This window comes from Paenibacillus sabinae T27 (assembly GCF_000612505.1).
Classification (GTDB): domain Bacteria; phylum Bacillota; class Bacilli; order Paenibacillales; family Paenibacillaceae; genus Paenibacillus_AQ; species Paenibacillus_AQ sabinae.
This window is the reverse complement of record NZ_CP004078.1, coordinates 3,899,495-3,925,886: the sequence shown is the minus strand read 5'-3', so window position 1 is coordinate 3,925,886 and position 26,392 is coordinate 3,899,495. Positions and strand designations below refer to the sequence as shown.

Here is a 26,392-nt window from a genome sequence, read left to right as displayed (position 1 = left end):
CCGCCTTACATGGACGGGGGAGGCTTTCCCCCTATTACTTTTAGGAGGTAACTGAAATTGGAGGACAACTTTCAAAGTGCCTATCAAGAGGAGCAGGAAAGGCTGAACACAGCTCTTGCGGAAATTGACCGGCAGCTGGCAACGCTAAAGAGTACACCGGTGTACACAGGGAATGATTACACGGAACAGATTTTGGAGGCATCAAGGGAGCAGAGACGCGGCAATCTGGCCAAGCTCAAGCAAGAGCCTTACTTCGGCAGGCTGGACTTTGAGGAAAATGGCGGCGGGGAACGCAAGGCGCTCTATATCGGCAAAATCGGCGTGGACCATGAACAGGTTAGCGACCGCCCGCTGGTCATCGATTGGCGCGCGCCGGTGGCGAGCCTGTTCTATTCGTTTACCGGAGGCAAGGAGCCAGCTTCCTACGAGTCGCCGGAGGGGATTGTCGAAGGGCTGGTGTATCTCAAGCGCAACGTGGTGATCCGCAAACGGATTTTGGAACGGGTCGCTGACACCTTCGACCGCGAGAGCGACGGCCCGGCGGTGTCGGATGAATTTCTCGTCTACCGTCTGGGAGAGAACAAGGATAACCGGCTGCGGGATATCGTATCGACCATCCAGGAGGAGCAGGACCGGATTATCCGGGCGGCCAAAAACACGGCGCTCATTATTCAGGGCGTCGCCGGCAGCGGAAAGACGACAGTGGCGCTGCATCGGCTCGCTTTTTTGCTGTATCAGTACAAGGAGCAGGTGGCGGCGGAGCGGATGATTATTTTTGCCCCGAACCGGATGTTTCTGGACTACATTTCGGATGTTCTGCCTGAGCTTGGCGTCGGCAACATTCAGCAGAGCACGTTTGCCGATTGGGCGGCGGAAATGCTTGGACTGGAGCTTACGCAGGGTGACGCCATGGAGACGCTGAGCCGCTGGTTCGAGGCGCCGGGCGGGATGCCGGAAATTACGGAACAAACACCCGGACGCTTCAAGGGATCGACGGTTCTGATGGGAATCATCGAAGAGGCGGTGCGGAGGCTGGAATCCAGCTCTGTCCCCGAAGGGGATTTTATTCCGTGGGAGGGTGCGGTTCTGCCCCGCCGAACGATTCTCCGGTGGCATAATGAAGAATATGCCCCTTATCCGCCCGCCAAGCGGAAGGAACGGGTTATGGCCCGGATTCACCGCTGGATCGAAATGGAGCTGAAGAAAAGCCCTTCTGCCGCGGCGCTGAAAGACCGCAAGAAGAAAGGGGTGCAGCGCGAGAAGGCTTATGGCGCGAAATGGCCCAAATACGATCCGCTGACGATTTACAAGCAGATTTTCCGGGCTGTAAAGACGCCTGCGGATTGGCCGGCCGAAGCGCCTGAAGCAATCCCGGCGGCTGTGCTGAAAGAGACGCGAAGCCAGCTTAAAAAGGGCGCCGTGCTTGAAGAGGATTTGCCGCCGCTGCTCTATATTCATTACCTGCTGAACGGGGAAGAAGGCGCGCAGAAATTCGACCATATCGTCATCGATGAAGCGCAGGATTTCTCGCCGTTCCAGATTGCGGTGCTTGATCTGTATGTACGCGGACACTCTTTTACGATACTGGGCGACTTGTCGCAGGGCATCCATGCCTATAAAGGGGTACATGACTGGAGCGAAATGCAGTCGCTGTTCGCGCCGGAGCACACGTCCTACCATGCGTTGACGCGCAGTTACCGGTCCACGATGGAAATCATTGATTTTGCCAACGGGATTTTGTCCGCAGGCGTACATAGCGACCTGCTGGCCGTTCCGGTGTTCCGCAGCGGCAGTCCCGTCCGGCTGATTGAGTATGGAGAGAGCCGGGAAGCCGATATCCGGTCCGCGCTTGCGGATCTGTCCGGAAGAGACTACCGAACCGTGGCTGTCCTGACCCGGACGCTGGTGGATGCGGAGCGGCTCTACGAAGGGCTGTCGGCGCATTTTGACGATATCCATCTGATCGACGGCGGAATTACGGAATACCAGGGAGGGCTTTCGGTGCTTCCGCTCTACTTGTCCAAGGGGCTGGAGTTCGATGCCGCCATCGTAGCCGATGCCGACCTCGATGCTTACGGCGAAACGGCATGGGACGCAAAGCTGCTGTATGTCGGCTGCACCCGGGCCCTGCATGAGCTGTGGCTGCTGCATAACGGCAGATTGCCGGACTATCTGCGCGAGGCGGCGAAAGGCGGAGAGACGGCAAAGGGATGGCCGGCGGTTCACTCTGCGGCGAAGGCGGAATAGGAGCGAAACAGAGAACAAGCTGGCTTGAGCGAAAAAAAAGGATGAGGCCCGTACCGGAAAACTCCGGACGGGCTTTTTTTGGGGGAGGGGAAGGACAGCCTGACAACCGTAAAACTCTCTGTCGCGAAGCAACGAACTTAAAACTCGTATAACAAGCAAATTGGTATATTCGAGTAACCGAAAGACCGTCGTTCACTAATAAGCGGGCGGTGGTTTATCTGTGTAGCGGGCCTGCGTTGCGAAAGAAATGGGCCTTCCGTGAATCTGGAATTACCACCGGCTGTGCTCGATCTCCCGTGAAATGGTATGATAGAATCATACAGCTTACAGCAAGGAGTGTAGATATGGATTTATTCTCTTTCGGGAATATGGCCGGCGACGGCCGTCTGCTGGCGGACCGCATGCGCCCGGAGACTCTCGATGAATATATAGGCCAGGAGCATATTGTGGGCAAGGGCAAGCTGCTGCGCCGGGCGATTGAAGCCGATCAGGTCTCGTCCATTCTGCTGTACGGGCCTCCGGGTTGCGGCAAAACGACGCTCGCCCACATTATCTCCCATCAAACGAAGGGAGAGTTTGTTCGGCTGAACGCCGTGGAGGCGACGGTCAAGGATGTACGGGAAGTCATCGAGCGGGCGCAGAACGCCAAAGCGCTGTACGGCACGAAGACGATCCTGTTTCTGGACGAGGTGCACCGCTTTAACAGCTCCCGTCAGGATGCGCTGCTTCCCGCAGTTGAGAAGGGGACGATTATTTTCATCGGAGCGACGACGGAGAATCCGTTCCATTATGTGAACGGGGCCCTCATGAGCCGGTCCACACTGTTTCAGCTGGAGCCGCTGAACAAGCAGCACAGCCTGACCGCGATGCACCGGGCGCTGGAGGACCGGGACAAAGGGCTCGGCTTTATGGATCTGAAGGCCGACGAGGCCGCGCTGGATCACATCGCGACGATGGCGAACGGCGATATACGCAGGGCGCTGAACGCGCTGGAGCTGGCCGCGCTGACAACGCCGCCGGATAGCGGTGGAACCGTGCATGTGACGCTTGAGGTGGCGGAGGATTCCATCCGCCGGCCAACCGTCAAAGCGGACGAGTCGACGCAGTACGACGTGGTGTCCGCCTTTCACAAGAGCATCCGCGGCTCCAGCGACGCCGCTCTGTTCTGGTTCCTCTACGCCGTGGAGAAACTCGGCATGGACCCGATCGTGTTCATCCGCCGCCTGATCGCGGCCGCAAGCGAGGATATCGGGCTTGCGAACCCGCAGGCGATGGTGCAGGCGGTCAGCGCGCTGGAGGCGTACCGCAACAACGGCTGGCCGGAAGCGAAGCTGAACATCGCTCAGGCGATTCTGTTCGCGGTCGAGAGTCCGAAATCGAACGCGGTGTACATGGCGATTTCCAGAGCGATGTCGGCGATCGACGAGTTGAAATCGGCCGAAGTGCCGCTGCATCTGCGGGACACGCATTATAAGGGCTCAGCGCAGCTGGGGCATGGCGGATACAAATATCCGCATGATTTCCCGGGCCACTACGTGAAGCAGGAGTATTTGCCAAAGGCGATTTCTCGCCGGGTCTTTTACCAGGCGACCGAGCAGGGGAGCGAAGTGAAGATTCGGCATAACCAGGCGCTGCGAAGGGAACAGTAGGCCAGGCCGCAGCCGTATACGGCGCAGAAAAAAAGCCTTTGCCGGAGCACCGCTTGGGTGCGTTCCGGCAAAGGCTCTTTTGCTTTGAAAATTCGCTACAGCCGCAAGGCTCCCCAGGCTTTAGGCCGATGGGTTATTGCGGCTGCGGCACAACCTTCTCGGCGTATTCGATCGTTCCGCCGCCGAGGCAGAGATCGCCGTCATAGAAGACGACGGCCTGTCCGGGCGTAATCGCCTTCTGCGGCGTATCGAAGGCGACATGCAGTGTGTCGTCTTCGCGCTTCGTCAGTGTGACGCCTTGATCCGGCTGGCGATACCGGAACTTGGCCGTGCAGCGCAGCGGTTCAGTGCCGGGGCCGTGCCCGTCGATCCAGTTCACGCCGGAAGCGACAAGGCCCGTGGAGTACAGGCTGGGGTGCTTGTCCCCCTGAACGACATACAGAATGTTGCGGCTGAGGTCTTTATCCGCAACGAACCACGGCTCGCCCGTGCCGGAGCCGCCGATGCCGAGGCCCTGGCGCTGGCCGAGCGTGTAGTACATCAGCCCGTCGTGGCGGCCCTTGACTTCGCCTGTGGCGATGTCCACCATGTCGCCGGATTTAGCTGGCAGGTACTGGCTCAGGAACTCGCGGAAATTGCGCTCTCCGATGAAGCAGACGCCGGTGCTGTCCTTTTTCTTGGCCGTATACAATCCGGCTTCTTCGGCGATCCGGCGGACCTCCGGTTTCGGCAGATGGCCGATGGGGAACATGGCCTTCGACAGCTGCTGCTGGTTCAAGGCGTTCAGGAAATAGGTCTGATCCTTGTTGGCGTCAACGCCGCGGAGCAACTTGAATTCGCCGTGCTCTTCCACAACCCGCGCATAATGACCTGTTGCCACATAATCGGCTCCGAGCTGCAGCGCCTTGTTCAGGAATTCGCCGAACTTAATCTCCCGGTTGCACATAACGTCCGGGTTAGGCGTACGTCCGGCCTTATATTCGTCGAGAAAATATTTGAACACTTTATCAAAGTATTCTTTCTCGAAGTTTACGGTATAGTAAGGGATGTCAATCTGCTCGCATACGCGGCGTACATCCTCCGCATCGGTTTCGGCTGTGCAAACGCCAAACTCGTCGGTGTCATCCCAGTTCTTCATGAAGATGCCGATGACGTCATAGCCCTGCTGCTTCAGCAGCAGCGCCGTAACGGAGGAGTCCACTCCCCCCGACATGCCGACAACGACGCGGGTATTTTCTTTTGCTTTTGTCACCCTGATCACCATCTTTTTGTTTAGATTGAATAAGCTTTATGCAGTCTTGCCGTACACCAGCGGCTGGGCTTACCGTGAACGCTCCCGCTGATTTGACGCCATCATTGTCCGCCCTGGAAGAACACTTTTGTAAAAAAAATTACGTTTTGTGTTTCAAAACCATCTGCGGATATGTTAACATAAAATCAAGAGCAATCATCGGAATACGCTGATTTATTCTTACGGTTTTGACCAACTACTAATTATACTATACCCAGCTATAATATTGAAAGAGGTGCCCCTTTGAAAATATCGACAAAAGGCCGATACGGATTAACGATCATGATGGAGCTCGCCGTCAGGTTTGGCGAAGGTCCAACATCTTTAAAAAGCATTGCCGAGAAAAACGGATTATCCGAGCATTATCTGGAGCAGCTGATTGCCCCCCTGCGCAACGCGGGCCTCGTCAAGAGTATTCGCGGCGCTTATGGCGGCTATATTTTGTCCCGTGAAGCAGCAAATATTACGGCCGGGGATATTATCCGCGTGCTGGAAGGCCCGATTTCTCCCGTGGACTTTACGGAAGAGGACGACCCGGCCAAGCGCGACCTGTGGCTGCGCATCCGCGACAGCATTGCCGATGTGCTGGACTCCACAACGCTGGCGGATCTGATCTCCTTCAAGGAAGAGACCCATATCGACAACTACATGTTTTATATCTGAGTGTGAATTTCTAAAAATAAACATATACTCCTCGATGCTGAGGAATTTCCCTTTAGAGCCTGTTTGGACAGGCTCTTTTTTCTTGTTATTTAATTCAATCTGGCGATGCTGTCGCGAATCTGCAGCTGATGCGAGACGGACCAATGGTAAGCGGACAGTTCCTCTCCTTTAATGAGCTTGATGAGATTGCGCGCGGCAACCATCCCAAGCTCGGATGCCGAATACCGGACCGTTGACAATTTGGGCCTGATAATGACCGTCATATCAATGTCATCAAAGCCAAAGAAGGAGACTTGTTCCGGGACCTTCACCCCGGTCTCCGCCAGAAAGTTCATGGCGCCGATGGCGATCCGGTCCGTAGCGCAGAATACGGCAGTCGGCAAAGGCCCCGAATCATAAAGCTTACGCATGGCGGCAGCTCCTTCTTCTACCGATAGCGCGCTCTCGAGTACCCGTTCGGGGCGAATGGGCAGATGAGCTGCGTGTAGTGCCTGTTCATAGCCTTGGAACCGGTGGTTGCCTGCTGAGATATCGCCTGTTGAGCCTCGCAGCATAGCAATGTCGCGATGGCCTTGCTGGATCAGATACGTTACCGCCTCAAAAGCGGCCGACACGTTGTCCACATGGACCGAAGGAATGGACTTCTCGCGATAATCCCGGCCTACCAGAAGGCAAGGGATATTCGAAGCCTGGGTGAGATCGAACAGAGAATCCCGGATACCGCTCGCGGATACTATGATTCCGCTGGCCTGCATTTCGCGGAACAGATTGTAGTAGTGAAGCTCGCTTTCCTCATTTCCTCCAGATAACGCAATCATAACGTCAAAGCCATATAACCGGGCGACCTGATTAATCCCTTCAACCATATCGTCCAATACATTATTTTTAATTTCCGGCAGCAGTACGCCTATTAACGAAGTAGTATTCTTGACCAGCGTTCTGGCGATGGCGTTTGGGCGAAATTGAGTGACCTCCAGCACATCCAGCACACGCCGGCGAATGTCGCTGCCAACCGTAGGGCTGTTGTTAATCACCCGGGATACGGTAGAGATGGAGACATTGGCCATTCTGGCAACGTCTTTTATAGTAATTTTCATAAGTAATAACCGGCTTTCCTGCATAGGTTAAGGAGACATGGACCTTCAGAAAAGGTTTTCTGAAAGTAAATTCATTATATCAGTTTTGGTTAAATACGCAATTTATCCCGCATTCCTAATGTTTTATTTTGGATGTAATCGAATAAGAAAGCGCTTGACCAATCATATGCAGGGGAGTATAATCGTTTCCAGAAAACGTTTTCTCATCTATTTAGTTTTTATGCTCTGATATAACCCTTTATTGCCTTGATTTCTATTGAATAGGCTTAATCAGAGTGATTTTTTTAACTTAATTGAGAAAACGTTTTCTACATAAAGAGAGGCCTCAACTAAAATATCGGTGAAAAGAGGAGAAGAAACGATGGGCAATGCGCTTGTAAAAAGAGAAGATGCTCTACTGGAAACACCGCCGAATATCACTTTGAAAGAAAAGATCGGTTACGGGTTTGGCGATTTTGCCAGTCAGCTTTTATTTGCCGCGGCAATGACTTTTCTATCCTATTTCTACACGGACATTATCGGGATTAATGCGGCTATTATTGGCACTTTGATGCTGATTACGCGTATCCTCGACGCCTTTATTGATCTTGGAATTGGCGCTCTGATCGACAAAACGAAAAGCAAGCATGGCAAGGCCCGCCCCTGGCTGCTCTGGATGTCCGGCCCGTTTGCCCTTTCGGGAATTCTCTTGTTCACCGTTCCGGATGCCAATGCGACCATCACAATTGTATACGTTTACTTTACCTATATCCTGATGAATTTCATTTATTCAAGCATCAATGTCCCGTACGGAGTCCTGAATTCGATGATGACTCAGGATGCATACCAGCGTTCACTGCTGAATATTTTCCGCATGATCCTGGCTACGATGGGCGCTTTGCTTATCAATTATTTTACACTGCCGCTTGTGAAAGCGTTTGGGGGTGGCCAACAAGGCTGGGTGTTCTCCTTTGTCCTGTTCGGATTGCTCGGCACCTTTTTCTTCCTTATAACATTCTTCAGCACCAAGGAAACGGTTACCCCGTCGGTTGTACAAAAGCCAATACCATTTAAACGTGCCTTCGGTGCGCTGCTTCGCAACAAATACTGGAAGCTGATTCTTGGATTTGCCATCGTCTACTTTATCAATAACTCCATCGGTACAGGCATGAACGTATACTACGCCCGCTATGTGCTGCATGACGCTGATCTGGTCGGGGTATTGGGATTATCCCTGCTTGCTCCTTCTCTGCTTGGCTATGCGATTCTATCGCCCGTTGTCAAACGGATCGGCAAACGCAATTCCTCTATTATTGGAAGCCTTTTATTAATCGTGGGCTCGATTGTCATTGCCGTAAGTCCGGCGAACCTTGCGGTTGTCTGCTCGGGACTGATGATCAAGGCGCTTGGCCATGCAGCTATCCTCGGCACCTTTTTCGCGATGCTGGCCGATACGATAGAATATGGAGAATGGAAGACCGGGATGCGGACCGAAGGACTGGTATACAGCGCGGGCAGCTTTGGAACGAAGGCGGGAGGCGGACTCGGGGCGGCGTTTATCGGCTGGAGCCTGGCTATTGGAGGATATGTCGGCGGTCAGGCTTCCATCAGCGTATCCGCTCTGGCGTCGATTCATTTCATGTTTATTTATTTCCCGATCATTTTGGCCCTTCTGCAAATCGTATTCCTGGCTTTTTATAAACTGGATAAGATTTTTCCGGATATTGTAGAAGAACTGCAGACTGTAAAATCTTTAAATTAATGAATGGAGGCATATGAAATGGAGAAAAAATGGTGGAAAGAAGCGGTATTTTATCAAATTTACCCCCGGAGCTTTCAAGACAGCAATGGAGACGGGATTGGCGACCTGAAAGGAATCACGTCACGGCTGGATTATCTGCAGCAGCTTGGAATTGATGTGATCTGGCTGTCGCCGGTCTATCAATCTCCCAATGATGATAATGGATATGATATTTCCGATTACCGGGATATTATGAGTGAATTTGGGACGATGGCCGATTTCGATGAGATGCTGGATGCGGCTCATGAACGAAACATTAAAATTATGATGGATCTTGTGGTTAACCACTCTTCGGACGAACATGCCTGGTTCATGGAATCACGTTCTTCCAAGGACAGCTCATATCGGGATTATTACATCTGGAGGCCTTCCCAAGACGGCAAGGAGCCGAATAATTGGGGCTCATTCTTTGGAGGTTCGGTATGGGAGTGGGATCAGGAGAGCGGCGAATATTATTTGCACCTGTTCAGCAAGAAGCAGCCGGATCTGAATTGGGAGAATCCAACACTCCGGAATGAAATCTACGAGATGATGTCCTGGTGGCTGGATAAGGGCGTTGACGGGTTCCGCATGGACGTAATCAATTTTATCTCCAAGGTTCCGGGTCTTCCGGACGGCGAGGTTGTGAGCGGGCTTACCTACGGAAACGGCATGCCGTTCTTTGCGAATGGTCCTCGTATCCATGAATATTTGCAGGAGATGAATTCGAATGTCTTGTCCCGGTATGATTTGGTAACCGTAGGTGAGATGCCTGGCGTCGACGTTGAAGAAGCCAAGCTTTATACGGGAGATAGCCGGAATGAGCTGAACATGGTGTTCCATTTCGAGCACGTCAATTTGGGATATGGAGAGTACGGACGCTGGTCTGTTGGGGAGTGGAAGCTGCCCGAGCTTAAAACGATTTTCAGCAAATGGCAGTACGGGCTGGAAGAGAGCGGGTGGAACAGTCTTTACTGGAGCAATCATGACCAGCCGAGGGCGGTGTCCAATTTCGGCAATGACAGCGAGGAGTACCGGATCATATCCGCCAAAATGCTCGCCGTCTGCCTGCACATGCTGAAGGGAAGTCCCTATATTTACCAGGGGGAGGAGCTTGGCATGACCAACGTCCGGTTTGAACAAATTGACGCCTATCGGGACATTGAGACGGTTAATGCTTACCGTGATTTTTGTGATAACGGGTTGATTGCGGCTGACGTAATGTTAAGCGCCATTCACCGGAGAAGCCGGGATAATGCGCGTACCCCAATGCAGTGGGATGGGACGCCGCATGGCGGGTTTACAACCGGTATCCCATGGATCGAGGTGAATCCGAATTATACGAATATCAACGCCGAGAATGTTTTGGCCGACCCCGATTCGATTTATTACTTCTACCGGAAGCTGATACAGGTGCGCAAAGAAAATGAGATTGTGGTTTATGGCAAATATGACCTGATTCTAGACGAGCATGAGGAGATTTATGCCTATACCCGATCATGGAACGATGAAAAATGGCTGGTCGTCTGCAACTTCAGCGAGGGTACTCCCTTGTTTCAGCTGCCAGAATCGCTTGTTTCCTACACTTCGGCGACATGGGTGACAGGGAATTATGCCGAAAGCGCAAGAAATATCGCCTCTTTAGAGCTGCAGCCATATGAAGCGCTGGTCCTGTCGCTGAAGCGGTAGTCTCCCGTCCGATTTGGGCGAAGCTCTTGCCGGTCTTGACTTTTTGCGGTATGCTCTCATAGCACGGTCACAAGGTTGTATTTATTTTGTTAATTAATGGTAACCTATGGGTGTGCGGGATGATATACAATTTTCTGGACAGACTTACAGATAAGGACAGTGAGTTTAATATATGAAGCCGATCTATTTGGACCACGCTGCTTCAACGCCGGTTCACCCGGAGGTGGCGGAGGTCATGATGAAGGTAATGACAGAGCAATTTGGCAATGCCTCCAGCGTGCATACGTTTGGGCGCTCCGCCAAAAAGACGGTTAACGGGGCGCGCGATGTCATCGCCGCCTCTTTGGGCTGTTTCTCCGATGAATGGGTCTTTACCGGCGGAGGCACGGAGAGTGACAATCTGGCGCTGTTCGGCGCGGCTCATTCCCGTAAGGGCGGACATATTATTACGACGGCGATCGAGCATCACGCGGTGCTGCATGCCTGCCGGGAACTGGAGAAGGAGGGCTATTCCCTGACCTATCTTCCTGTCGACGGAACGGGCCGGGTTGTGCTTGAATACCTTGAAGCCGCGCTTCGTGAAGATACGTTCCTGATCAGCGTCATGCTGGCCAACAATGAAGTGGGAACGGTACAGCCCATTGAAGAAATAGGCAGGCTGGCCCGGGAGCGGGGAATTTTGTTCCATGTGGACGCCGTTCAGGCGTTAGGCTCGGTTCCGATTACGCTGTCCGCCCTGCCTGTGGATTACATGAGCTTTTCTGCTCACAAAATCAACGGACCGCAGGGAATCGGTGGACTCTATGTCCGGCGCGGCGCACCGCTTCATCCCCGGATGCACGGAGGCTTGCAGGAGAAGGGCCGGCGGGCCGGGACGGAGAATCTGGCCGGCGCGGCCGGATTCGCCAAGGCGGTGGAACTTGCCGTGAAGGGCCAGACGGGCAGACATGAGGAGTCTCTGCTGCTGCGGGACCGGCTCCTTCGTGGCCTTGATCAAGGAATCGGACGGGATGCCTACCATATTAATGGAAATCCTGAGTATGGACTGCCGCATATCACCAACATCAGCTTTCCCGGCGTTCGAACGGACGTTTTGCTGATGAATCTCGATATGGAGGGCATCGCCGCCTCGAGCGGATCAGCCTGCACCTCGGGCTCGCTCGAAATCTCACATGTACTCAAGGCGATGAAGCTGCGGGATGAGTATTTGAACTCGGCGATTCGGTTCAGCACCGGATTGGGTAATACTACTGAAGAAATGGAACTTGTTTCCCGGAAAATTGAAACCATTGTGAACCGGCTGCGTATTAAAGACTAGAGTCTTTATCGCCGGAAAGGTTTTCTCTTCATTTCAGGAGCTTCGGCAGCTTTAAGGCTAGCCAGAATTCTCTTTGGACTCCATAAATGTAAGGAGATTGCGGCATGAAACTCCAGGAATTTGTCGGTCTTAATGTGATTGGAGTCGAGGAAGGTAAAGAGATCGGCAAAATTGTCGATTGCATTTTGGATTCAAACTGGAACATTACGGGTATTGAACTTGAAAGCAAATCTTTTTTCGGCGGTCATGTGAAAGTTGTGGCATGGGAAGACATTGTCGCCTATGGCGAGGATGCCGTGATGATACAGAGCGAGGAGTCCATTCGGAAAATGGACGCAGACAGCATACCCCATACCTTTCTGGACGGCAAGAGCAAACTGAAAGACATGCAGGTCGTGACGGAGACCGGAACGATCCTCGGAACAGTGTCTGATGTTTATTTTGACCAAAAAATGGGAAACACAATAGTAGCATTGGAAATCAGCGATGGTCTGGTGACCGATTTGATGGAAGGCCGTAAATGGCTGCCTTGTCTGCCGGAAATGACGATTGGGGAGAACGCGGTTCTGGTTCCCGCACTCAGTGAAGAACGATTGGAAAAAAATATTAATATCGTTAACGGATAGGTGGAATGTGTGTATGAAGTGTCCAAACTGCGGGTCCAAGGATATCGGAAAGATTGGTTCCCATCAATTTTATTGCTGGGGATGTTTCATTGAACTGACGGTAAACGGCGAGAAAATGTCGGTCTATCAGGTTGAAGAAGACGGCACGCTCAGTTCGCTCGATGATCTGTTCTGCGGAGAAGACCTGGTTCAGGAGTTTCCGCATATTCACGCCACTTCTTGAGGCAAGCTGAACGCTTGTCTCAGGAGTCGGTACATAAAGAGGGCAACGGCGTCCAATCTCCTTGACTGCGGCAAATGTGGCGGGGAGGTTGGGCGTTTTTATTTTAAGAAAAATATTCGGGATAATCGCGTCATCATACAGGTTTTCGAAACATGCGGTTATTTTTCGGCGGACAAACATATACTTACTTTACAAGCCAGTCCAGTTTGGCCGCAGGAGGTAACGCCATGGAGCAATGGCTCGGAAGCAAATGGTTTCGCACGATGGTCGGGGTGCTGCTGGCTCTGATCATTTTGTATTTCGTCTGGCTGCTTCATCCGATGCTGCAGCATATTTTTACTTTTTTGAAGGCGGTGCTGGCTCCTTTTGTGACTGCCATGATTATCTCGTATGTGCTTAATCCGGTTGTCAGTCTGCTGGCCCAAAGGAAAATGCCGCGCGGTGTGGCCGTCCTACTGATTTATGCCGTATTCCTCACTGCAATCGCGGTCATCGCCGTTAATCTGATCCCGATGTTCATAAAACAGCTCGAAGAGCTAAATGAGCATTTGCCGGAGATGACTTTAAGGGCGCAGGGGCTTATGCACAGCATGAATACCCGTCTAATCCCGCCGGGAGTGGAGATGGGGATGAACAACTGGTTTTTTCAACTGGAAAATCGTCTGGCCAAAGGAATCTCGAATTTTCTCGACCATATCGGCACGACGATCGGCGTCCTGTTCGACGCTTTTATCGTCCCCTTTCTGGTGTTCTATATTTTGAAGGACTTCGATGTATTCGAACGGGCGCTTGTGTCCTGTCTCCCGCGTTCCCGCCGCAAATCCATCGTGACGATGTTAAAAGATATCGACGAGGCGCTCGGCAATTATATCCGCGGCCAGTTTCTGGTCAGTCTGATCATCGGCACAATGGCTTATATCGGCTACGCTTTGATCGGAATGCCGTATGCGCTGCTGTTCGCGAGCCTTGTGGCCATATTTGAACTCGTTCCGTATTTGGGGCCATTTCTCGGCGCGGCTCCCGCCATCGTGATGGCGTCGACCATTTCATTTCGCATGGTGCTGATGGTCGTCGTGGTGAACACACTGTGCCAAATGCTGGAGAGCAATGTCATCTCGCCGCAGGTCGTGGGCCGGACGCTGCACTTGCACCCTCTGCTTATTATTTTTGCCCTGCTGGTGGGGGGCGAAATTGCCGGTATTGTCGGCCTGATTCTGGCGGTTCCCGTGTTCGCGGCCGGTAAAGTCGTCCTTCAGCATCTAATCACCTATTATATGAAGCGGAAGACGGTGTGAGGGAATGCGCATTGACTGGAGAGGCGGCTTCTGTATATAATATTATGGAATATAAACTTCACAGGATTCAATGAAGAGGAGCATTAATTTCGGGTGTGTCACGCAGAGAGCCGGTGTTCTTGGTGCGAGCCGGTTGACGAAGTCGAAATGAACTCGCCTCTGAGAAACGGCGACAACCGCGAGGGACTTCAGAAAGGACAGCAATGCCTGCTGACCGAAGGAAGCTTTCCAAGCGTTAACCGACGTCGGCCCGCCCCCGTTACAGGGCGTTAGAGTGAGCAAGCGGTGATTTGGGAAGTCCGCCTGCTAACTAGGGTGGTACCACGGGAATTCAGCCTCTCGTCCCTAGCGTTATACGCTAGGGATGGGAGGCTTTTTTATTGATTGTTCGCAGCAATTCAAGGAGGAATAGGTTATGAGTGACAACAAGGGGAATACGACTGCCCAGGGTTACCGGGCGCAGGTACTGGAACCGAAATGGCAGAAATATTGGGAAGAGCATCACACGTTCAAAACCGGGGAAGACCCGAGCAAGCCTAAATTTTACGCGCTTGACATGTTTCCTTACCCTTCGGGAGCCGGTCTGCATGTAGGGCATCCGGAAGGCTATACGGCGACGGATATCGTCTCCCGCTACAAGCGGATGCGCGGCTATAATGTGCTTCATCCGATGGGCTGGGACGCTTTCGGCCTGCCGGCCGAGCAGCATGCGCTGGATACGGGACAGCATCCGCGCGATATCACGGTCAAGAACGTCAATAATTTCCGTCGCCAGATCAAATCGCTAGGCTTCTCCTACGATTGGGACCGCGAGATCAGCACAACGGACCCCAGCTACTATAAATGGACGCAGTGGATCTTCATTCAGCTGTACAAACGCGGCCTGGCTTATGTGGCAGAGGTGCCGGTGAACTGGTGTGAGGCGCTTGGCACCGTACTGTCCAACGAAGAAGTCATCGACGGCAAAAGCGAGCGCGGCGGGCATCCCGTCATCCGCAGACCGATGCGCCAGTGGATTCTGCGGATCACCGAATACGCCGAGCGTCTGCTGGAGGATCTGGAAGAGCTGGACTGGACCGAGAGCATCAAGGATATGCAGCGTAACTGGATCGGCAAATCGAAGGGCGCCGAAGTCACCTTCCGCATCGACGGGCATGATGCGGACCTGACCGTGTTTACCACCCGTCCCGACACGCTGTTCGGGGCCAGTTACTGCGTGCTCGCGCCTGAGCACGAGCTGGTCGCATCGATCACAACGGACGCCCAGCGACAGGCTGTGGAGGATTACAAGGAGCTTGCCGCCCGCAAGAGCGATCTGGAGCGGACGGATCTCGCCAAAGAGAAAACCGGCGTGTTCACGGGTGCCTATGCGGTCAACCCGGTCAACGGCGCCAAGCTGCCGATCTGGATCGCCGACTACGTCCTGGCCGGATACGGCACCGGCGCGATTATGGCGGTACCGGGACACGACACCCGCGACTGGGAGTTCGCCAAGCAGTTCGGGCTTGACATCATCGAGGTTGTCCAAGGCGGCAATCTGGAAGAGGAAGCCTACAGCGGCGACGGTCCGCATGTCAATTCCGACTTCTTGAACGGCCTCGACAACGCAGCGGCCATCGCTGCCATGATTGCCTGGCTGGAGGAAAAAGGCGTCGGCACGGGCAAGGTTACCTACCGCCTGCGCGACTGGCTGTTCAGCCGCCAGCGCTATTGGGGCGAGCCGATCCCGGTTCTGCATCTGGAAGACGGCACGATGAAGACGGTCCCGGAAGACCAGCTGCCGCTTGTTCTGCCGGATGTCGACGCGATCAAGCCTTCGGGCACAGGCGAATCGCCGCTGGCCAACGTGACGGAATGGGTCGAAACGGTGGACCCCGAGACCGGAATGAAAGCCCGTCGCGAGACGAATACGATGCCGCAGTGGGCCGGCAGCTGCTGGTACTACCTGCGTTACATCGATCCGCATAACGACAAGGAGCTGTGTTCTCCCGAGAAGCAGAAGGAATGGCTGCCGGTCGACCTGTACATCGGCGGCGCCGAGCATGCGGTGCTTCACCTGCTGTATGCCCGCTTCTGGCATAAGGTGCTGTACGATATCGGCGTTGTTAACACGAAGGAGCCGTTCCACAAGCTGGTCAACCAGGGCATGATTCTCGGCACGAACAACGAGAAGATGAGTAAATCCCGCGGCAATGTCATCAATCCCGATGAGATTGTGAACGAATTCGGCGCGGATACGCTCCGCGTGTATGAAATGTTCATGGGACCTCTGGAAGCAACCAAGCCGTGGAACGCAAACGGCGTGGAAGGCATTCACCGCTTCCTTTCCCGCGTATGGCGCCTGTTCGTAAGTGAAGAGGGCGGTCTGAACGCCAAAATCACCGAGAACGGCGGTACCGAGGAATTCAAGCGCACTTGGCACAAGACGATCAAGAAAGTCACCGATGATTTTGAAAATCTGCGGTTCAATACGGCAATCAGCCAGCTGATGATCTTTATCAACGACGCCTACAAGCAGGAGACGCTTCCGGTCAAGGCGATGGTAAACTTCGCGCAGATGCTGTCTCCGCTCGCTCCGCATCTTGCCGAAGAGCTGTGGCAGCTGCTTGGACATGAGGGCACCATCTCTTATGTGGAATGGCCATCTTATGACGAGGCGCTGACGGTGGACGCCGAGGTGGAAATCGTGGTTCAGGTGAACGGCAAAATCGTTCAACGCAGCCTGATTCCGCAGGGCATGGGACAAGAGGAGATGCAGGCGCATGCGCTGGCTCTTCCGAATGTGAGCGCGGCAATCGAAGGCAAGACCGTACGCAAGGTGATTGCGGTTCCGGGCAAGCTGGTCAATATTGTAGCGGGTTAGCGAAGCACGCTAAACCCCGCGGCGGGAATTTATCCCGCTGCGGGGTTTTTTGCGTGTTTGCGGGTGTCACGGCGGGATATCCCGGTCAAGCTCTCGCCGCAAGAGCCGGGCATTTTCGCTGGGCTGCTTCTCATTTGTTCGGGTGAATCCCGTCCTGTCCGAACAAAGAATCGAGTTTGGCCAAATCCTCGCCGTACTTCCCGTGTGTCGTTGCGATCAGCCGCTCGAACACACCGTCCAGACTGCAGCGCAGGTGGTTCAGTGCTTCGGCGGTAATGCCGCCGGGGACGGCGACCCGATCCTGCAGCTCCTGGGGCGTAAATCCGCCTTCGGTCAGCAGCTTGCCCGTCCCAAGCAGCATCTCGGCCACGAGTTTTACCGCTAGCGTCCGGTCGATTCCGGTAGCCTCCGCGCCGGCCTCAATCCACCGTTCGATAAAGTAGCTCAGAAACGCTGGACCGCAGCTGGAGAAATCGGAAGAAATGCGTGTATGGTGCTCATCTATTTCCACCGGAGTGCCGATATGGGACATCAGCTGCAGCAGCTTCGCCTTGTCTTCGTTCCCTAGACGGCTGCCGAACACGCAGAGCGAGGTACCGCTGTATATGCTGTGCGTGATGCTGGGGATGATTTTGGCGATTTTGGACGGCAGGGCGCGTTCCAGATGGTAAATCTGTACTGGACTGGTAATAGATACGACGATTTGTTCACTCCGGAGACAATGGCCGATTTCATCGGTCAGCGCTTTAAATTCCATCGGCTTGACGCATAAAAATAAGATATCGCTCTTGACCGCAGTCTCGCCGTTGCTTTCAGCCAGCGTGATCCCGGGGTGAAGCTGCGCGAGCCGAGCGAGCTTCTGCGGACTGCGGTTGCTGGCAATCACATCACCCGCCCGAAGCCCCCCGGAAGAAAGAAAGGCGTCGATCAACAGGCCGCCCATGCTGCCCGTTCCGATAAAACCCACTTTCATCCTGTGGTTCCCTCCTTTCGCGCTTTACTCATTGGCAGTAATGTTCTTCGTTATATGTATGCATTTCAGTCCTGTACGCATACCAAATTTTTAAGTGGAATCTGGAAAAGGGTTACAGATCATTCAGAAGTCATAGAAGAAGAGGTGAGCGGTTATGAAAAAGACTATGTTAATCGGCGGAATCGCCGCAGCAATAATCGGAAGCGGCCTGATCTGGATGGCGGGAAGCGGCCGGGATCAGGGAACCGAGGAGGGCTGGGAGACGCTGAACGCTCGAATCGCGCAGGCGATTGAAGGCGGGCAGGATGCCGGCGCCAGCCTTGGCAGAGACGGAGGGCAGTCTGCTGCCGGGAGGAGCGGGGCGGCTGGGGAAGTAGGCGGCAGTCCATGGGCCGGCGAGGCTGTAACGGCAACAGCGCCGGTTCCCGCTGCACAGTCCGGGACCGGCGGGAGCCTGCCGGGTCATGACGCTGCTCCCGCTGCTGGAGCTGCGGATGCCCAGACGTCTGCCGAAGGCAAGGTTAATGTCAATACGGCGGGCCTCACAGAGCTCACCAGCCTGCCGGGCATCGGGGAAAAGAAAGCGCAGGCGATTCTGGATTACCGGAAGCAGCATGGGCCGTTCCGCAGCCCGACGGATTTACAGAATGTAAAAGGAATCGGCCCCAAAATGCTGGAAAAGCTGAAGCCCTATGTTGCTTTTTAATACAGCTTGGCTTGACGGATTAATCCGTAAGCGACGGTTGTTATAGTGTGCGGATGGGAGGATATGCTACAATAGAGAACAACGATTTTGAAGAAAATGGGGAACGACAATGACCACTGCCTATCGCAAAGATTGGGATACCTATTTCATGGACATCGCCTTTATGGTCTCGACCCGTTCACGCTGCCCCCGCCGTCATGTCGGCGCTGTGCTCGTTCAGGGGAAGAAGCTGCTTGGAACCGCCTATAACGGCGCTCCGATGGGTGTGCCGGACTGCTCCGAAGAGGGATGCATGGTCTCCGAGCAGTACGAGCTGGAGATTGTGGACGGGGTGGAGACGATGGTCAAGAAGCAGCGCTGCATCCGGACGATCCATGCGGAACAGAATTTACTGCTCTTTACGGACCGGATTGACCGTGAAGGCAGCACGGTATATGTAACCGATGAACCGTGCTGGACCTGCGCGAATATGCTGGCCAACAGCGGCGTCGTCGAAATCGTCTATCACCGGAGCTATCCGAAGGACACGGAAAAGGTCCGGTTGATGATGGCCTCAAAAGGCATCCAGTTCCGCCGGCTGGAAGGGTATGAGCCTCCTCGCGAGACGGTGCTGAGCGTATCCGACTAAGGCTGCAGTTTTTGGTAGCTTATCCATTAATTCCACATCTGTTATGAAAATTGAAGAATCCAAGAGGAAGAACCTCTGTTAACGCTGGTTGCGTTGGCAGGGGTTCTTTTTTTGTTTCCGCTTGAGGAGCCGCTCTCTGCTTAACGACTTGGTTATTTTGCGAAGATAAGGAGGAAGGATGATGAGAAAAAGGCCGCTGCTCTATGTGGTCGTCTGCTGGATCGCAGGAAACGCAGCCGCAAGCATGCTGCCCGCAGGAAGACTTCTTGCCGTTTGGGCCGGGGTGTCGCTGCTGCTGGCGGCAGCCCTGATGTCCGGCCGGTGGAGTTGGAAGCACCTGATCATGCTCTGGATTACGCTTGCCTTGGGCGGAGCGTACTGGGAATGGAATGACCTGCGAAACACAAGCATCCTTCCGCAGGCGCTGGGAATGCCCTCCGCCCGGCTGGAAGAACTGGCGGTTGCAGCGAAAGGGACGATTGTTTCAACGGTGGAACGGGACGGCGACCGCGTTGATTTTACAGTGAAGTTGGACAGTATTCGGTCATCCGATTCACCCGCTTCTCTGTCCAATGGCGTAGTGGACAAGTCGGCAACGCCAACGAGCCCGGACGGAACAATCGGATTTGGCCAAGCAGCAGCTGCCGGGCCGACCCATGGCGAAACAATCGCCGTTCAGCTTAAACTCCAAGCCGAGCAGGAAATCGCTCACTCAGCCTCCTGGAGAAGAGGAGACCGTGTAATACTGAATGGCACGCTGTCTTCTCCTCCCGGCGCCCGTAATTTTGGAGGCTTCAATTACCGCGCTTACTTGCGGAACCGGCATATCCATTGGCTGCTCAAAGTTGCCGGGACCGGGCAAGTCGATGACTCGCCTCCCGCAGCGAGGAGCTTTCTGACGCTTTTGCGCTGGAATGATGATGTTAGAGCGCAGCTGGGGGCGGAACTTGAATCGCTGTTCCGCAAGAAGGACGCCGGTTATCTGAAGGGTCTGATTATCGGCATGCAGGATGAGCTTGATCCGGCGACTTACCGTCAGTTTTCCAGGCTCGGTCTTACGCATATTCTTGCCATTTCAGGGATGCATGTCGCAGTGTATGCAGGCTTCCTGCTGTTTCTCCTGTCGCGGCTGAGGTTCACCAGGGAGACGGCGCTGACCGTTACGCTGCTGCTGGTTCCCGCTTATGTGCTGCTGTCCGGCGCGGGTCCGTCCGTCGTCCGGGCGGGGCTGATGAGCATGATTGCCTTATATGCGGCGCGCATGGGTGTGCTGAAGGACGGCATGCACATTTTGGCCGCCTCCGCCCTGCTTATGCTGGTATGGGAGCCGTATTTTTTGCTGAATGTCAGCTTTCAGCTGTCTTTTCTCGTTACGGCCGGTCTTATGGTCTATGTCCCCCTTGCCATGCCGCTTGTCGCCGCACTGCCCCGCAGGCTCGGAAGCGCTGTGGCCGTTACGCTGGTCGCGCAGCTTGTTTCTTTTCCGCTGACCATCTATTACTTTAACCAGTTTGCGCTGCTGTCTTTTGCGGCCAATTTAGCGCTCGTTCCCTTCATCACCTTCGCCGTGCTCCCCGCTGGAACGGCTGCGCTGCTGCTCGGCGGGATATGGCCGGCCGGCGCCAAGGCGCTGGCCCATGCCGTTGAATGGATGAACGATGCAACGTTTAACGCAGTGGAGTGGACCGGGCGCTATGCGGGAATAACGATTTGGCGCTCGCCATCTCTGCTATGGATCGCCCTGTATTATATGCTGCTGTATGCGCTGCTGTGGATACTTAAGCATTACGCCGACATGAGCGATGCGCCGCTGTATGCGGAAGACGAAACAAGGCCGCTTGAGGGGCTGCAGCCGTTATCCAAGGCGCCGCATTCCGCTTCCGCGTTCCCCGGTGATCCGGAGCGTGCCAGGACGCTGATTCGCTATCGGATCGCAACCGCGGCGCTCGCCAGCGTATTCGCCATATTGCTGTATGCGGGGTACCGGCCAGAGAGGCTTTCGCCCGAGGGCTCCGTCAGCTTTTTTGATGTGGGGCAGGGCGACAGCATGCTGATTACGACGCCAGAAGGCGCCCACATTCTGGTGGACGGCGGAGGGACGATGAGCTACGGCAGCAAGGAGGCATGGCGTATCCGCCGCAGCCCTTACGAGGTCGGGGCGAAGACGCTCGTTCCCCTGCTCAAAAAGCGCGGCATCCACCGGCTGGATGCGGTAATTTTGACGCATGGGGATCAGGATCACGCTGGCGGTCTTCAGGCCGTGCTGGAAGAGATTCCGGTGTCGGCGCTGCTGTTCAACGGAACGCTGGCAGAGCGGGAGGAATACATCAAGCTGATGAAGACGGCGCTTGATCGCGGAGTAAAGCTGTACGGCGTTCATCGGGGGATGACTCTGACACCGGACGACTCCGCCAAGCTCACCTTCTTGTGGCCGGAGCCGATGAACCCGGCGGGCGAAGAAATTCCGGTGCTGGAGAAGCAGAATCCGGCTTCCGTTGTCTTTCGCCTCGATATGAGCGGCACAAGCTTTTTGTTTACCGGGGATGTTGATACGGAGAGCGAGGAACGCATGATTTCGGCCGTCCGGGCATCAAGAGAAACTGCCTTCCCCGTAGATGTGCTGAAAGTCGCCCATCACGGCAGCAAGTCATCGACTGGCGGCGTCTGGCTGGAGTTCTGGAAGCCGCGTGCCGCAGTAATCTCCGCCGGGGTCAACAACCTATACGGCCATCCTAATGGCGAAGTGCTAGAACGGTTATCCGCAGCCCGAACAACGGTTTTTCGCACGGACCAGCACGGGGAGATTCAAATGAGAGTTCTGCCGGAAGGAATATCGGTACGTCATAAGTTGGAGGGGAAATGACGAGAGAACAATCGGATAATATGGGGGGACATCCGCGATCACTACTTGGCGCATTGGCCGCCACTGTCTGGCCGCCGTCGGCGCTGTACGCGCGTTTTACTCGGACCAAACTCCGAGACTTGTCGTTCCGAAAGGATTTCAGTATGATGAGTACTGTAAACTTGTCCCATATGGGCAGGAGTAACCGGAAGATGGCGAGGAACCCCAATGCAGAAAAGGAATAGCCGAAAATTTTTCCGTATTAAGATAGAGGAAATGATTCAAACATTGCGACATGAAATTCGTTCCGGGAGTATTGCGATCGGCAGTTATCTTCCTTCGGAGAGCGACTTGGAGGTGCGTTTCGGACTTAGTAACGCTTCCGTGCGAAACGGTCTTAAGGTACTGGTGGACGAAGGCCTGATTGAGAAAATTCCGCGTGTCGGCAATCGGGTAATCCCTCCGGCACCGGAGTACAAAACGACGATCAAATTCGGATATGTGAACACCATCCCAAAGCTTGTAGAGATGCAAGAGCTTCTGAATGAGTTCGGCAAAAGGTATCCGCATATCGACGTTCAGCCGCTCGAATTGCCTTCAGGAAGCTACTCGGCATCGCTGAAGGAATATTTGCAATCGGAAATCATGGATGTCGTACTGATCAACAATAACAATTACCAGGATTTTTTGGAGCAAGGGTGTACGGAGCTGCTGGAGCCGCTGGAGGAGCAGCCGGACGCGTACCGTATTCTTTCCGAACCGTTCCGGTACGGTGACAGGAATCGCGTTCGCCCCTTCATATTTTCTCCTGTCGTGCTTTGTTATAATAAACGCCACTTTAAGGAAGCCGGCATATCGCCTCCCGACAGCAGTTGGACCTGGGACGATTTGTTCTCTAACGGACGTAAGGTGGCTGAAGGACATGACTGGTACGGTTTTTATTTTTATCTGCCTTCTCGTAACCGGTGGCCATTATTTCTGCTTCAGAGCGGCACGACGTTCGATGCAGAAAAGGACGGCGAAGGCAAATTCCTGCTCTGCGGCTCAAAGCTAATCGATAGTTTGGGGACCTGTCGAAAGCTGATAAGCATGAAAGATGTATTCCCAACCATACTGTCCGAGAGCGATGCGGATGCAGAAGCCTTGTTCTTGCAAGGCAAAGTGTCCATGATTATGACCACCTATTACTTTTTGAATCAATTGCGTCATTCTGATCTGGCGTTCGACATTGCCCCGCTGCCCAGGCTGCAAAATACCAATACGCTGCTGATCATAAACGGACTGGCAGTTAACTCTAAATCGCAGAACAAGGATGCAGCCATGCTTCTCGTCGATTTTCTCACCTCGTACGAGGCGCAACTGCTCATTCGGCGCAAGACGCTGAATATTGCAGCCAACCGTTTGGCGATGGAATGGGAAGGCGAGGAAGTCGTTTATCGTCCGGCCCGCTTTCAGCTTTACCGCGAGATCTTTCCCACCTATCGCATGGTGACGGAGCTGGGCTTAAATAACCGCCAGTTGAAGGAGATTCAACGTGATATCATGATGTTTGTTTCTGGCTTGCTGGATAAGGGCGAGTTATGCCGCAGGCTCGAGGTAACATTGAACACGGCGGATCAGGAGACTCCGCGCTCTTGAGGGTTGCATTTCCATCCGAAAATTCCAGCACAGGTTCAGCGCTGAACTTGTGCTTTTTTCTTTGCTGGATTATTTGATTATTGCACAATTATTGGCTCATATATAACTCATAAATCATGATAATTCATATTGACTGCGCTTTCATTATTGGTATATGATTTGTTAGGAGTCAGATATGAGTTAACGTAATTCTTAATCATTAAGGTGGTGTGGCTGCAAAGATGGAAAAGCAAGGCGTGTATTTTCACAATGTTTCGGAGCTGGTACATAAACCCCATCATTCCGGATTGCACCTGCAGCGTTTTCCGCAGCATGTGCGCATCGGTTTGTCGGAGAAAGGAAGGACCAAGGCCGTACAATCGAACGGCTGCGAATTGCGGTTTGTCACCGAATCGAAGCATGTCAGGGTCACCGTCGGCTCGAATGATATTAACGGCAGCATCGTGGTATGCAGAGGGGATTTTTTTCATTCCCAGCATTGTCTGCAGGCCGGTACGGTAACCACCCTGCACCTGGAGGAACCGGAGCGTTTCGTAGAGGTGCCGAGCGACAGGCTGAATCAGTCTGGATTTTCCTCTAACGTGTGGCGCTTGCATTTTGACCGCTTCGGGGCTGTCTTCTACGAGGTGGATGCCTTTGGCTGTGAAGTGCGCGTGCCGAGGCCGGATGAGGTTCCAACGCTTACGATGCTGGCATACGGGTCTTCCATCAGTCAGAGCGCAGGATCCACGCACCATTTCAACGGATATTTGCAGCAGACGGCGCGCAGACTCGGCGTGGATGTGCTTAACCTCGCGCTCAGCGGATCTTGTTACTGCGAGACCGTTGTTGCCGATCATCTGGCCGAACGCGAGGATTGGGACTTCCTGTTTCTGGAGCTCGGCGTCAATATGCGCGCAGTGGTGACTCCCGAGGAATTCAAGCGGAGGGTGACTTACCTGCTGGACCATGTAATCGAACGCCATCCCGACAAACCGGTGTTTGTCACTACGATTTATCCGAATCGCGCAACTTATTTTCTTGATGAATCGCATCTTCTTCATGTCCAAGAGAAAATCTTCAACAAAGAGCTGCTTCAATACTGCGAAAGTAGAAAACATCCGCAGCTGCATCTGTTGGATGGCGCATGGATCATGCGCGATCTTACATCGCTCACGTCCGATTTGATTCATCCTTCCGATTACGGGCACATGCTGATGAGCGAGCATTTAGCCAAGCTGCTGCGGCCTGCGGTCGAGTCGCTTCGAACGTCTGGACATTCGAGTGCCGATTACAAAAATTAATATAATAGGGGGATGATGGGAATGAAGCGGTGGATGCTATCCATGGTGGGGGTGTCACTATTAGCAGCCTCTATGATCGGATGTTCCTCTTCAACGAAGGGGGCACAGGAACAAGCAGGGGAGAGTTCGGGAAAGAAAACCTCCTTCTCCATATCGTTTCGGACCGGCAACATTTCGTATGCGGAAAATCATCCGGATATCAATGAAGACAAATGGGTGAAAAAGCTGGAGGAACTTACAAACACAGATCTTAACATCCGTTTGATGCAGCAGAAAAATTTTGATAAGCAAATGATCCAAATGTTCGCGATCAACGACATTCCGGATGTCGTTCAAGCAAGCTCCAGCCTGACGAATCCCCAGTTGGCCGGTTCCGTGGAGGCCGGAGTATTCCTGCCCCTAAATGAATTGCTTCAGAAGTATGGGCAAGACCTTCTCAAAAAAATTCCGAAGGAGGCTTGGGAGATGGAGACCGATGAGAAGGGCAACATCTACGCCATTCCGGAATGGCTGTCCAATCCGTCACGCCGAGCGACTTGGATTCGCGCGGACCTTTTGGAAAAAACAGGTCTGCCAGAACCAAAAACGGTGGACGATTTCCTGAACGTCATGCGTGCCTTCAAGAAGATGGGTGTGGAGAATCCTTACATGGGCCGGGAGGACTTTGTGTTTTCGGATATGTTCTTCGGGTCTTATGACACCTTCGCCAATTTCTTTACGAAACAAGGGGATCAAATCGTACCGAAATTCATGAATATCGAGAATATGCAAAAAACGATCCAAACGTACAAGACAATGTTCGACGAGGGGTTGATCAACAAGGAGTTCGTCACGATTAATCCGGCTAAATTCAAGAACGATATTCTTGCAGGAAAAGCGGGCATCTGGAACATGAATGCCAACCTATTGATCCAATGGGACCAGCAGCTAAAGGAACAGGTACCCACCGGAAAAATGAAGCTGATTGCCTCGCCGACAGGGCCGGACGGAAAGGGTGGACTTCGCCTCGTCGGTACGGTGCCGCGAGCCTATTTAATCAATAAGAAAGCGAAGGACCCCGCCGGGATCGTCAAGTTTTTCAACTGGATGGTCAGTGACGAAGCGGAGAAGTTCTTTACCTTCGGGATTGAAGGGGAAAATTACACAGTAGAGAATGGAAAAATAAACTACAGGAATCCGAAAAACGCCAGTGAAGTCGACGAGGAAACGTTTCGTCAAATACTGCTATGGTTCGTACAGGATACGACCTACAATAAAGGTGCACTCAGCCTCACCTCCGAAGGGAGAGACTTGATGAAGTTCTACGATACGGTACTTGCGAATGAGGGACGCGACGGGATTCAATTCGAGCCCCAACTGCAAGGCTACCAGAAAAACCCGGATATCACCCCGACCGCAGATAAGCTGCCGCCCGTCATATTGACGCATGTGATCAATATGGTATACGGCAAGGAGTCGATTTCCGATTATCCGAAGGTGGTGGAGGAATGGCTGCAGAAAGGCGGCCGTGAAGTTGTCAAGGAAGCAACAGAACGTTATAACAAAAACGACGGCGTCATATTGTCCCGACATAAATAAGCAGCGCAGCTATCGAGGTTTGAG

At 53.5% G+C, this 26,392-nt stretch carries 19 protein-coding genes and 1 other annotated feature; of the genes, 16 read left to right on the top strand and 3 right to left on the bottom strand.

Annotated elements, in window-relative coordinates:
- Positions 1 to 57 precede the first annotated feature (57 nt).
- Positions 58 to 2,247, top strand: coding sequence for a HelD family protein (locus PSAB_RS18055; RefSeq protein WP_025335994.1), 2,190 nt, complete (start codon positions 58 to 60; stop codon positions 2,245 to 2,247).
- A 344-nt stretch (positions 2,248 to 2,591) separates the two neighbouring features.
- Entirely contained in the window at positions 2,592 to 3,896 is a 1,305-nt protein-coding gene (locus PSAB_RS18050; protein ID WP_025335993.1) for a replication-associated recombination protein A, read from the top strand.
- A 133-nt stretch (positions 3,897 to 4,029) separates the two neighbouring features.
- Here PSAB_RS18050 and mnmA read toward each other — a convergent pair whose 3' ends face one another.
- On the bottom strand, positions 4,030 to 5,148 hold the full coding sequence (gene mnmA / locus PSAB_RS18045) for a tRNA 2-thiouridine(34) synthase MnmA (RefSeq protein WP_025335992.1): 1,119 nt from the start codon (positions 5,146 to 5,148) through the stop codon (positions 4,030 to 4,032).
- A 282-nt stretch (positions 5,149 to 5,430) separates the two neighbouring features.
- Here mnmA and cymR point away from each other — a divergent pair, with 282 nt between their 5' ends.
- The gene (cymR, locus tag PSAB_RS18040; protein WP_025335991.1) at positions 5,431 to 5,850 is read left to right on the top strand and encodes a cysteine metabolism transcriptional regulator CymR; all 420 of its coding nucleotides are present in this window, start codon (positions 5,431 to 5,433) and stop codon (positions 5,848 to 5,850) included.
- A gap of 89 nt (positions 5,851 to 5,939) precedes the next feature.
- Here the strand turns inward: cymR and PSAB_RS18035 are convergent, their stop codons facing one another.
- Entirely contained in the window at positions 5,940 to 6,947 is a 1,008-nt protein-coding gene (locus PSAB_RS18035) for a LacI family DNA-binding transcriptional regulator (RefSeq protein ID WP_084266557.1), read from the bottom strand.
- Between the two features lie 361 nt (positions 6,948 to 7,308).
- On the opposite strand from PSAB_RS18035, the gene PSAB_RS18030 reads away from it, so the two are divergent.
- From PSAB_RS18030 to leuS, 7 genes are all read left to right on the top strand, one after another.
- The gene (locus PSAB_RS18030) at positions 7,309 to 8,688 is read left to right on the top strand and encodes a glycoside-pentoside-hexuronide (GPH):cation symporter (protein WP_038596042.1); all 1,380 of its coding nucleotides are present in this window, start codon (positions 7,309 to 7,311) and stop codon (positions 8,686 to 8,688) included.
- A gap of 18 nt (positions 8,689 to 8,706) precedes the next feature.
- Positions 8,707 to 10,395, top strand: a complete 1,689-nt coding sequence (locus PSAB_RS18025; protein ID WP_025335988.1) for a glycoside hydrolase family 13 protein — start codon at positions 8,707 to 8,709, stop codon at positions 10,393 to 10,395.
- 172 nt (positions 10,396 to 10,567) lie between these two features.
- Entirely contained in the window at positions 10,568 to 11,713 is a 1,146-nt protein-coding gene (locus tag PSAB_RS18020; protein WP_025335987.1) for a cysteine desulfurase family protein, read from the top strand.
- Positions 11,714 to 11,817: 104 nt separating this feature from the next.
- Positions 11,818 to 12,339 (top strand): PRC-barrel domain-containing protein, encoded by a 522-nt coding sequence (locus PSAB_RS18015; protein WP_025335986.1) that lies wholly within the window; start codon positions 11,818 to 11,820, stop codon positions 12,337 to 12,339.
- Between the two features lie 13 nt (positions 12,340 to 12,352).
- The gene (locus PSAB_RS18010) at positions 12,353 to 12,562 is read left to right on the top strand and encodes a hypothetical protein (protein WP_025335985.1); all 210 of its coding nucleotides are present in this window, start codon (positions 12,353 to 12,355) and stop codon (positions 12,560 to 12,562) included.
- A 227-nt stretch (positions 12,563 to 12,789) separates the two neighbouring features.
- Complete coding sequence (locus PSAB_RS18005) at positions 12,790 to 13,857, top strand: AI-2E family transporter (protein ID WP_025335984.1); 1,068 nt, start codon at positions 12,790 to 12,792, stop codon at positions 13,855 to 13,857.
- Positions 13,858 to 13,918: 61 nt separating this feature from the next.
- Positions 13,919 to 14,207, top strand: a binding site (T-box leader).
- 65 nt (positions 14,208 to 14,272) lie between these two features.
- Complete coding sequence (gene leuS, locus PSAB_RS18000; RefSeq protein WP_025335983.1) at positions 14,273 to 16,720, top strand: leucine--tRNA ligase; 2,448 nt, start codon at positions 14,273 to 14,275, stop codon at positions 16,718 to 16,720.
- A gap of 130 nt (positions 16,721 to 16,850) precedes the next feature.
- Here the strand turns inward: leuS and comER are convergent, their stop codons facing one another.
- On the bottom strand, positions 16,851 to 17,693 hold the full coding sequence (comER, locus tag PSAB_RS17995) for a late competence protein ComER (protein ID WP_025335982.1): 843 nt from the start codon (positions 17,691 to 17,693) through the stop codon (positions 16,851 to 16,853).
- Positions 17,694 to 17,847: 154 nt separating this feature from the next.
- Between comER and PSAB_RS17990 the strand changes: the two genes are divergently transcribed.
- The 6 genes from PSAB_RS17990 (at position 17,848) to PSAB_RS17960 (ending at position 26,368) form a co-directional block, all read left to right on the top strand.
- Positions 17,848 to 18,399 (top strand): ComEA family DNA-binding protein, encoded by a 552-nt coding sequence (locus tag PSAB_RS17990; protein ID WP_025335981.1) that lies wholly within the window; start codon positions 17,848 to 17,850, stop codon positions 18,397 to 18,399.
- A 109-nt stretch (positions 18,400 to 18,508) separates the two neighbouring features.
- The gene (locus PSAB_RS17985) at positions 18,509 to 19,027 is read left to right on the top strand and encodes a deoxycytidylate deaminase (protein ID WP_025335980.1); all 519 of its coding nucleotides are present in this window, start codon (positions 18,509 to 18,511) and stop codon (positions 19,025 to 19,027) included.
- A 178-nt stretch (positions 19,028 to 19,205) separates the two neighbouring features.
- Positions 19,206 to 21,890 (top strand): ComEC/Rec2 family competence protein, encoded by a 2,685-nt coding sequence (locus PSAB_RS17980; RefSeq protein ID WP_338045051.1) that lies wholly within the window; start codon positions 19,206 to 19,208, stop codon positions 21,888 to 21,890.
- Positions 21,891 to 22,145: 255 nt separating this feature from the next.
- Complete coding sequence (locus PSAB_RS17970) at positions 22,146 to 23,507, top strand: extracellular solute-binding protein (protein ID WP_158442601.1); 1,362 nt, start codon at positions 22,146 to 22,148, stop codon at positions 23,505 to 23,507.
- A 221-nt stretch (positions 23,508 to 23,728) separates the two neighbouring features.
- Complete coding sequence (locus PSAB_RS17965; protein ID WP_025335976.1) at positions 23,729 to 24,790, top strand: SGNH/GDSL hydrolase family protein; 1,062 nt, start codon at positions 23,729 to 23,731, stop codon at positions 24,788 to 24,790.
- A 21-nt stretch (positions 24,791 to 24,811) separates the two neighbouring features.
- On the top strand, positions 24,812 to 26,368 hold the full coding sequence (locus PSAB_RS17960; RefSeq protein ID WP_025335975.1) for an extracellular solute-binding protein: 1,557 nt from the start codon (positions 24,812 to 24,814) through the stop codon (positions 26,366 to 26,368).
- Positions 26,369 to 26,392: the final 24 nt, after the last annotated feature.

Coding starts and splice junctions, on each gene's coding strand:
- PSAB_RS18050 (WP_025335993.1), top strand. CDS start 2,592: ATGGATTTATTCTCTTTCGGGAATATGGCCGGCGACGGCCGTCTGCTG.
- PSAB_RS18035 (WP_084266557.1), bottom strand. CDS start 6,947: ATGAAAATTACTATAAAAGACGTTGCCAGAATGGCCAATGTCTCCATC.
- PSAB_RS18030 (WP_038596042.1), top strand. CDS start 7,309: ATGGGCAATGCGCTTGTAAAAAGAGAAGATGCTCTACTGGAAACACCG.
- PSAB_RS18025 (WP_025335988.1), top strand. CDS start 8,707: ATGGAGAAAAAATGGTGGAAAGAAGCGGTATTTTATCAAATTTACCCC.
- PSAB_RS18020 (WP_025335987.1), top strand. CDS start 10,568: ATGAAGCCGATCTATTTGGACCACGCTGCTTCAACGCCGGTTCACCCG.
- PSAB_RS18015 (WP_025335986.1), top strand. CDS start 11,818: ATGAAACTCCAGGAATTTGTCGGTCTTAATGTGATTGGAGTCGAGGAA.
- PSAB_RS18010 (WP_025335985.1), top strand. CDS start 12,353: ATGAAGTGTCCAAACTGCGGGTCCAAGGATATCGGAAAGATTGGTTCC.
- PSAB_RS18005 (WP_025335984.1), top strand. CDS start 12,790: ATGGAGCAATGGCTCGGAAGCAAATGGTTTCGCACGATGGTCGGGGTG.
- leuS (WP_025335983.1), top strand. CDS start 14,273: ATGAGTGACAACAAGGGGAATACGACTGCCCAGGGTTACCGGGCGCAG.
- comER (WP_025335982.1), bottom strand. CDS start 17,693: ATGAAAGTGGGTTTTATCGGAACGGGCAGCATGGGCGGCCTGTTGATC.
- PSAB_RS17990 (WP_025335981.1), top strand. CDS start 17,848: ATGAAAAAGACTATGTTAATCGGCGGAATCGCCGCAGCAATAATCGGA.
- PSAB_RS17985 (WP_025335980.1), top strand. CDS start 18,509: ATGACCACTGCCTATCGCAAAGATTGGGATACCTATTTCATGGACATC.
- PSAB_RS17980 (WP_338045051.1), top strand. CDS start 19,206: ATGATGAGAAAAAGGCCGCTGCTCTATGTGGTCGTCTGCTGGATCGCA.
- PSAB_RS17970 (WP_158442601.1), top strand. CDS start 22,146: ATGATTCAAACATTGCGACATGAAATTCGTTCCGGGAGTATTGCGATC.
- PSAB_RS17965 (WP_025335976.1), top strand. CDS start 23,729: ATGGAAAAGCAAGGCGTGTATTTTCACAATGTTTCGGAGCTGGTACAT.
- PSAB_RS17960 (WP_025335975.1), top strand. CDS start 24,812: ATGAAGCGGTGGATGCTATCCATGGTGGGGGTGTCACTATTAGCAGCC.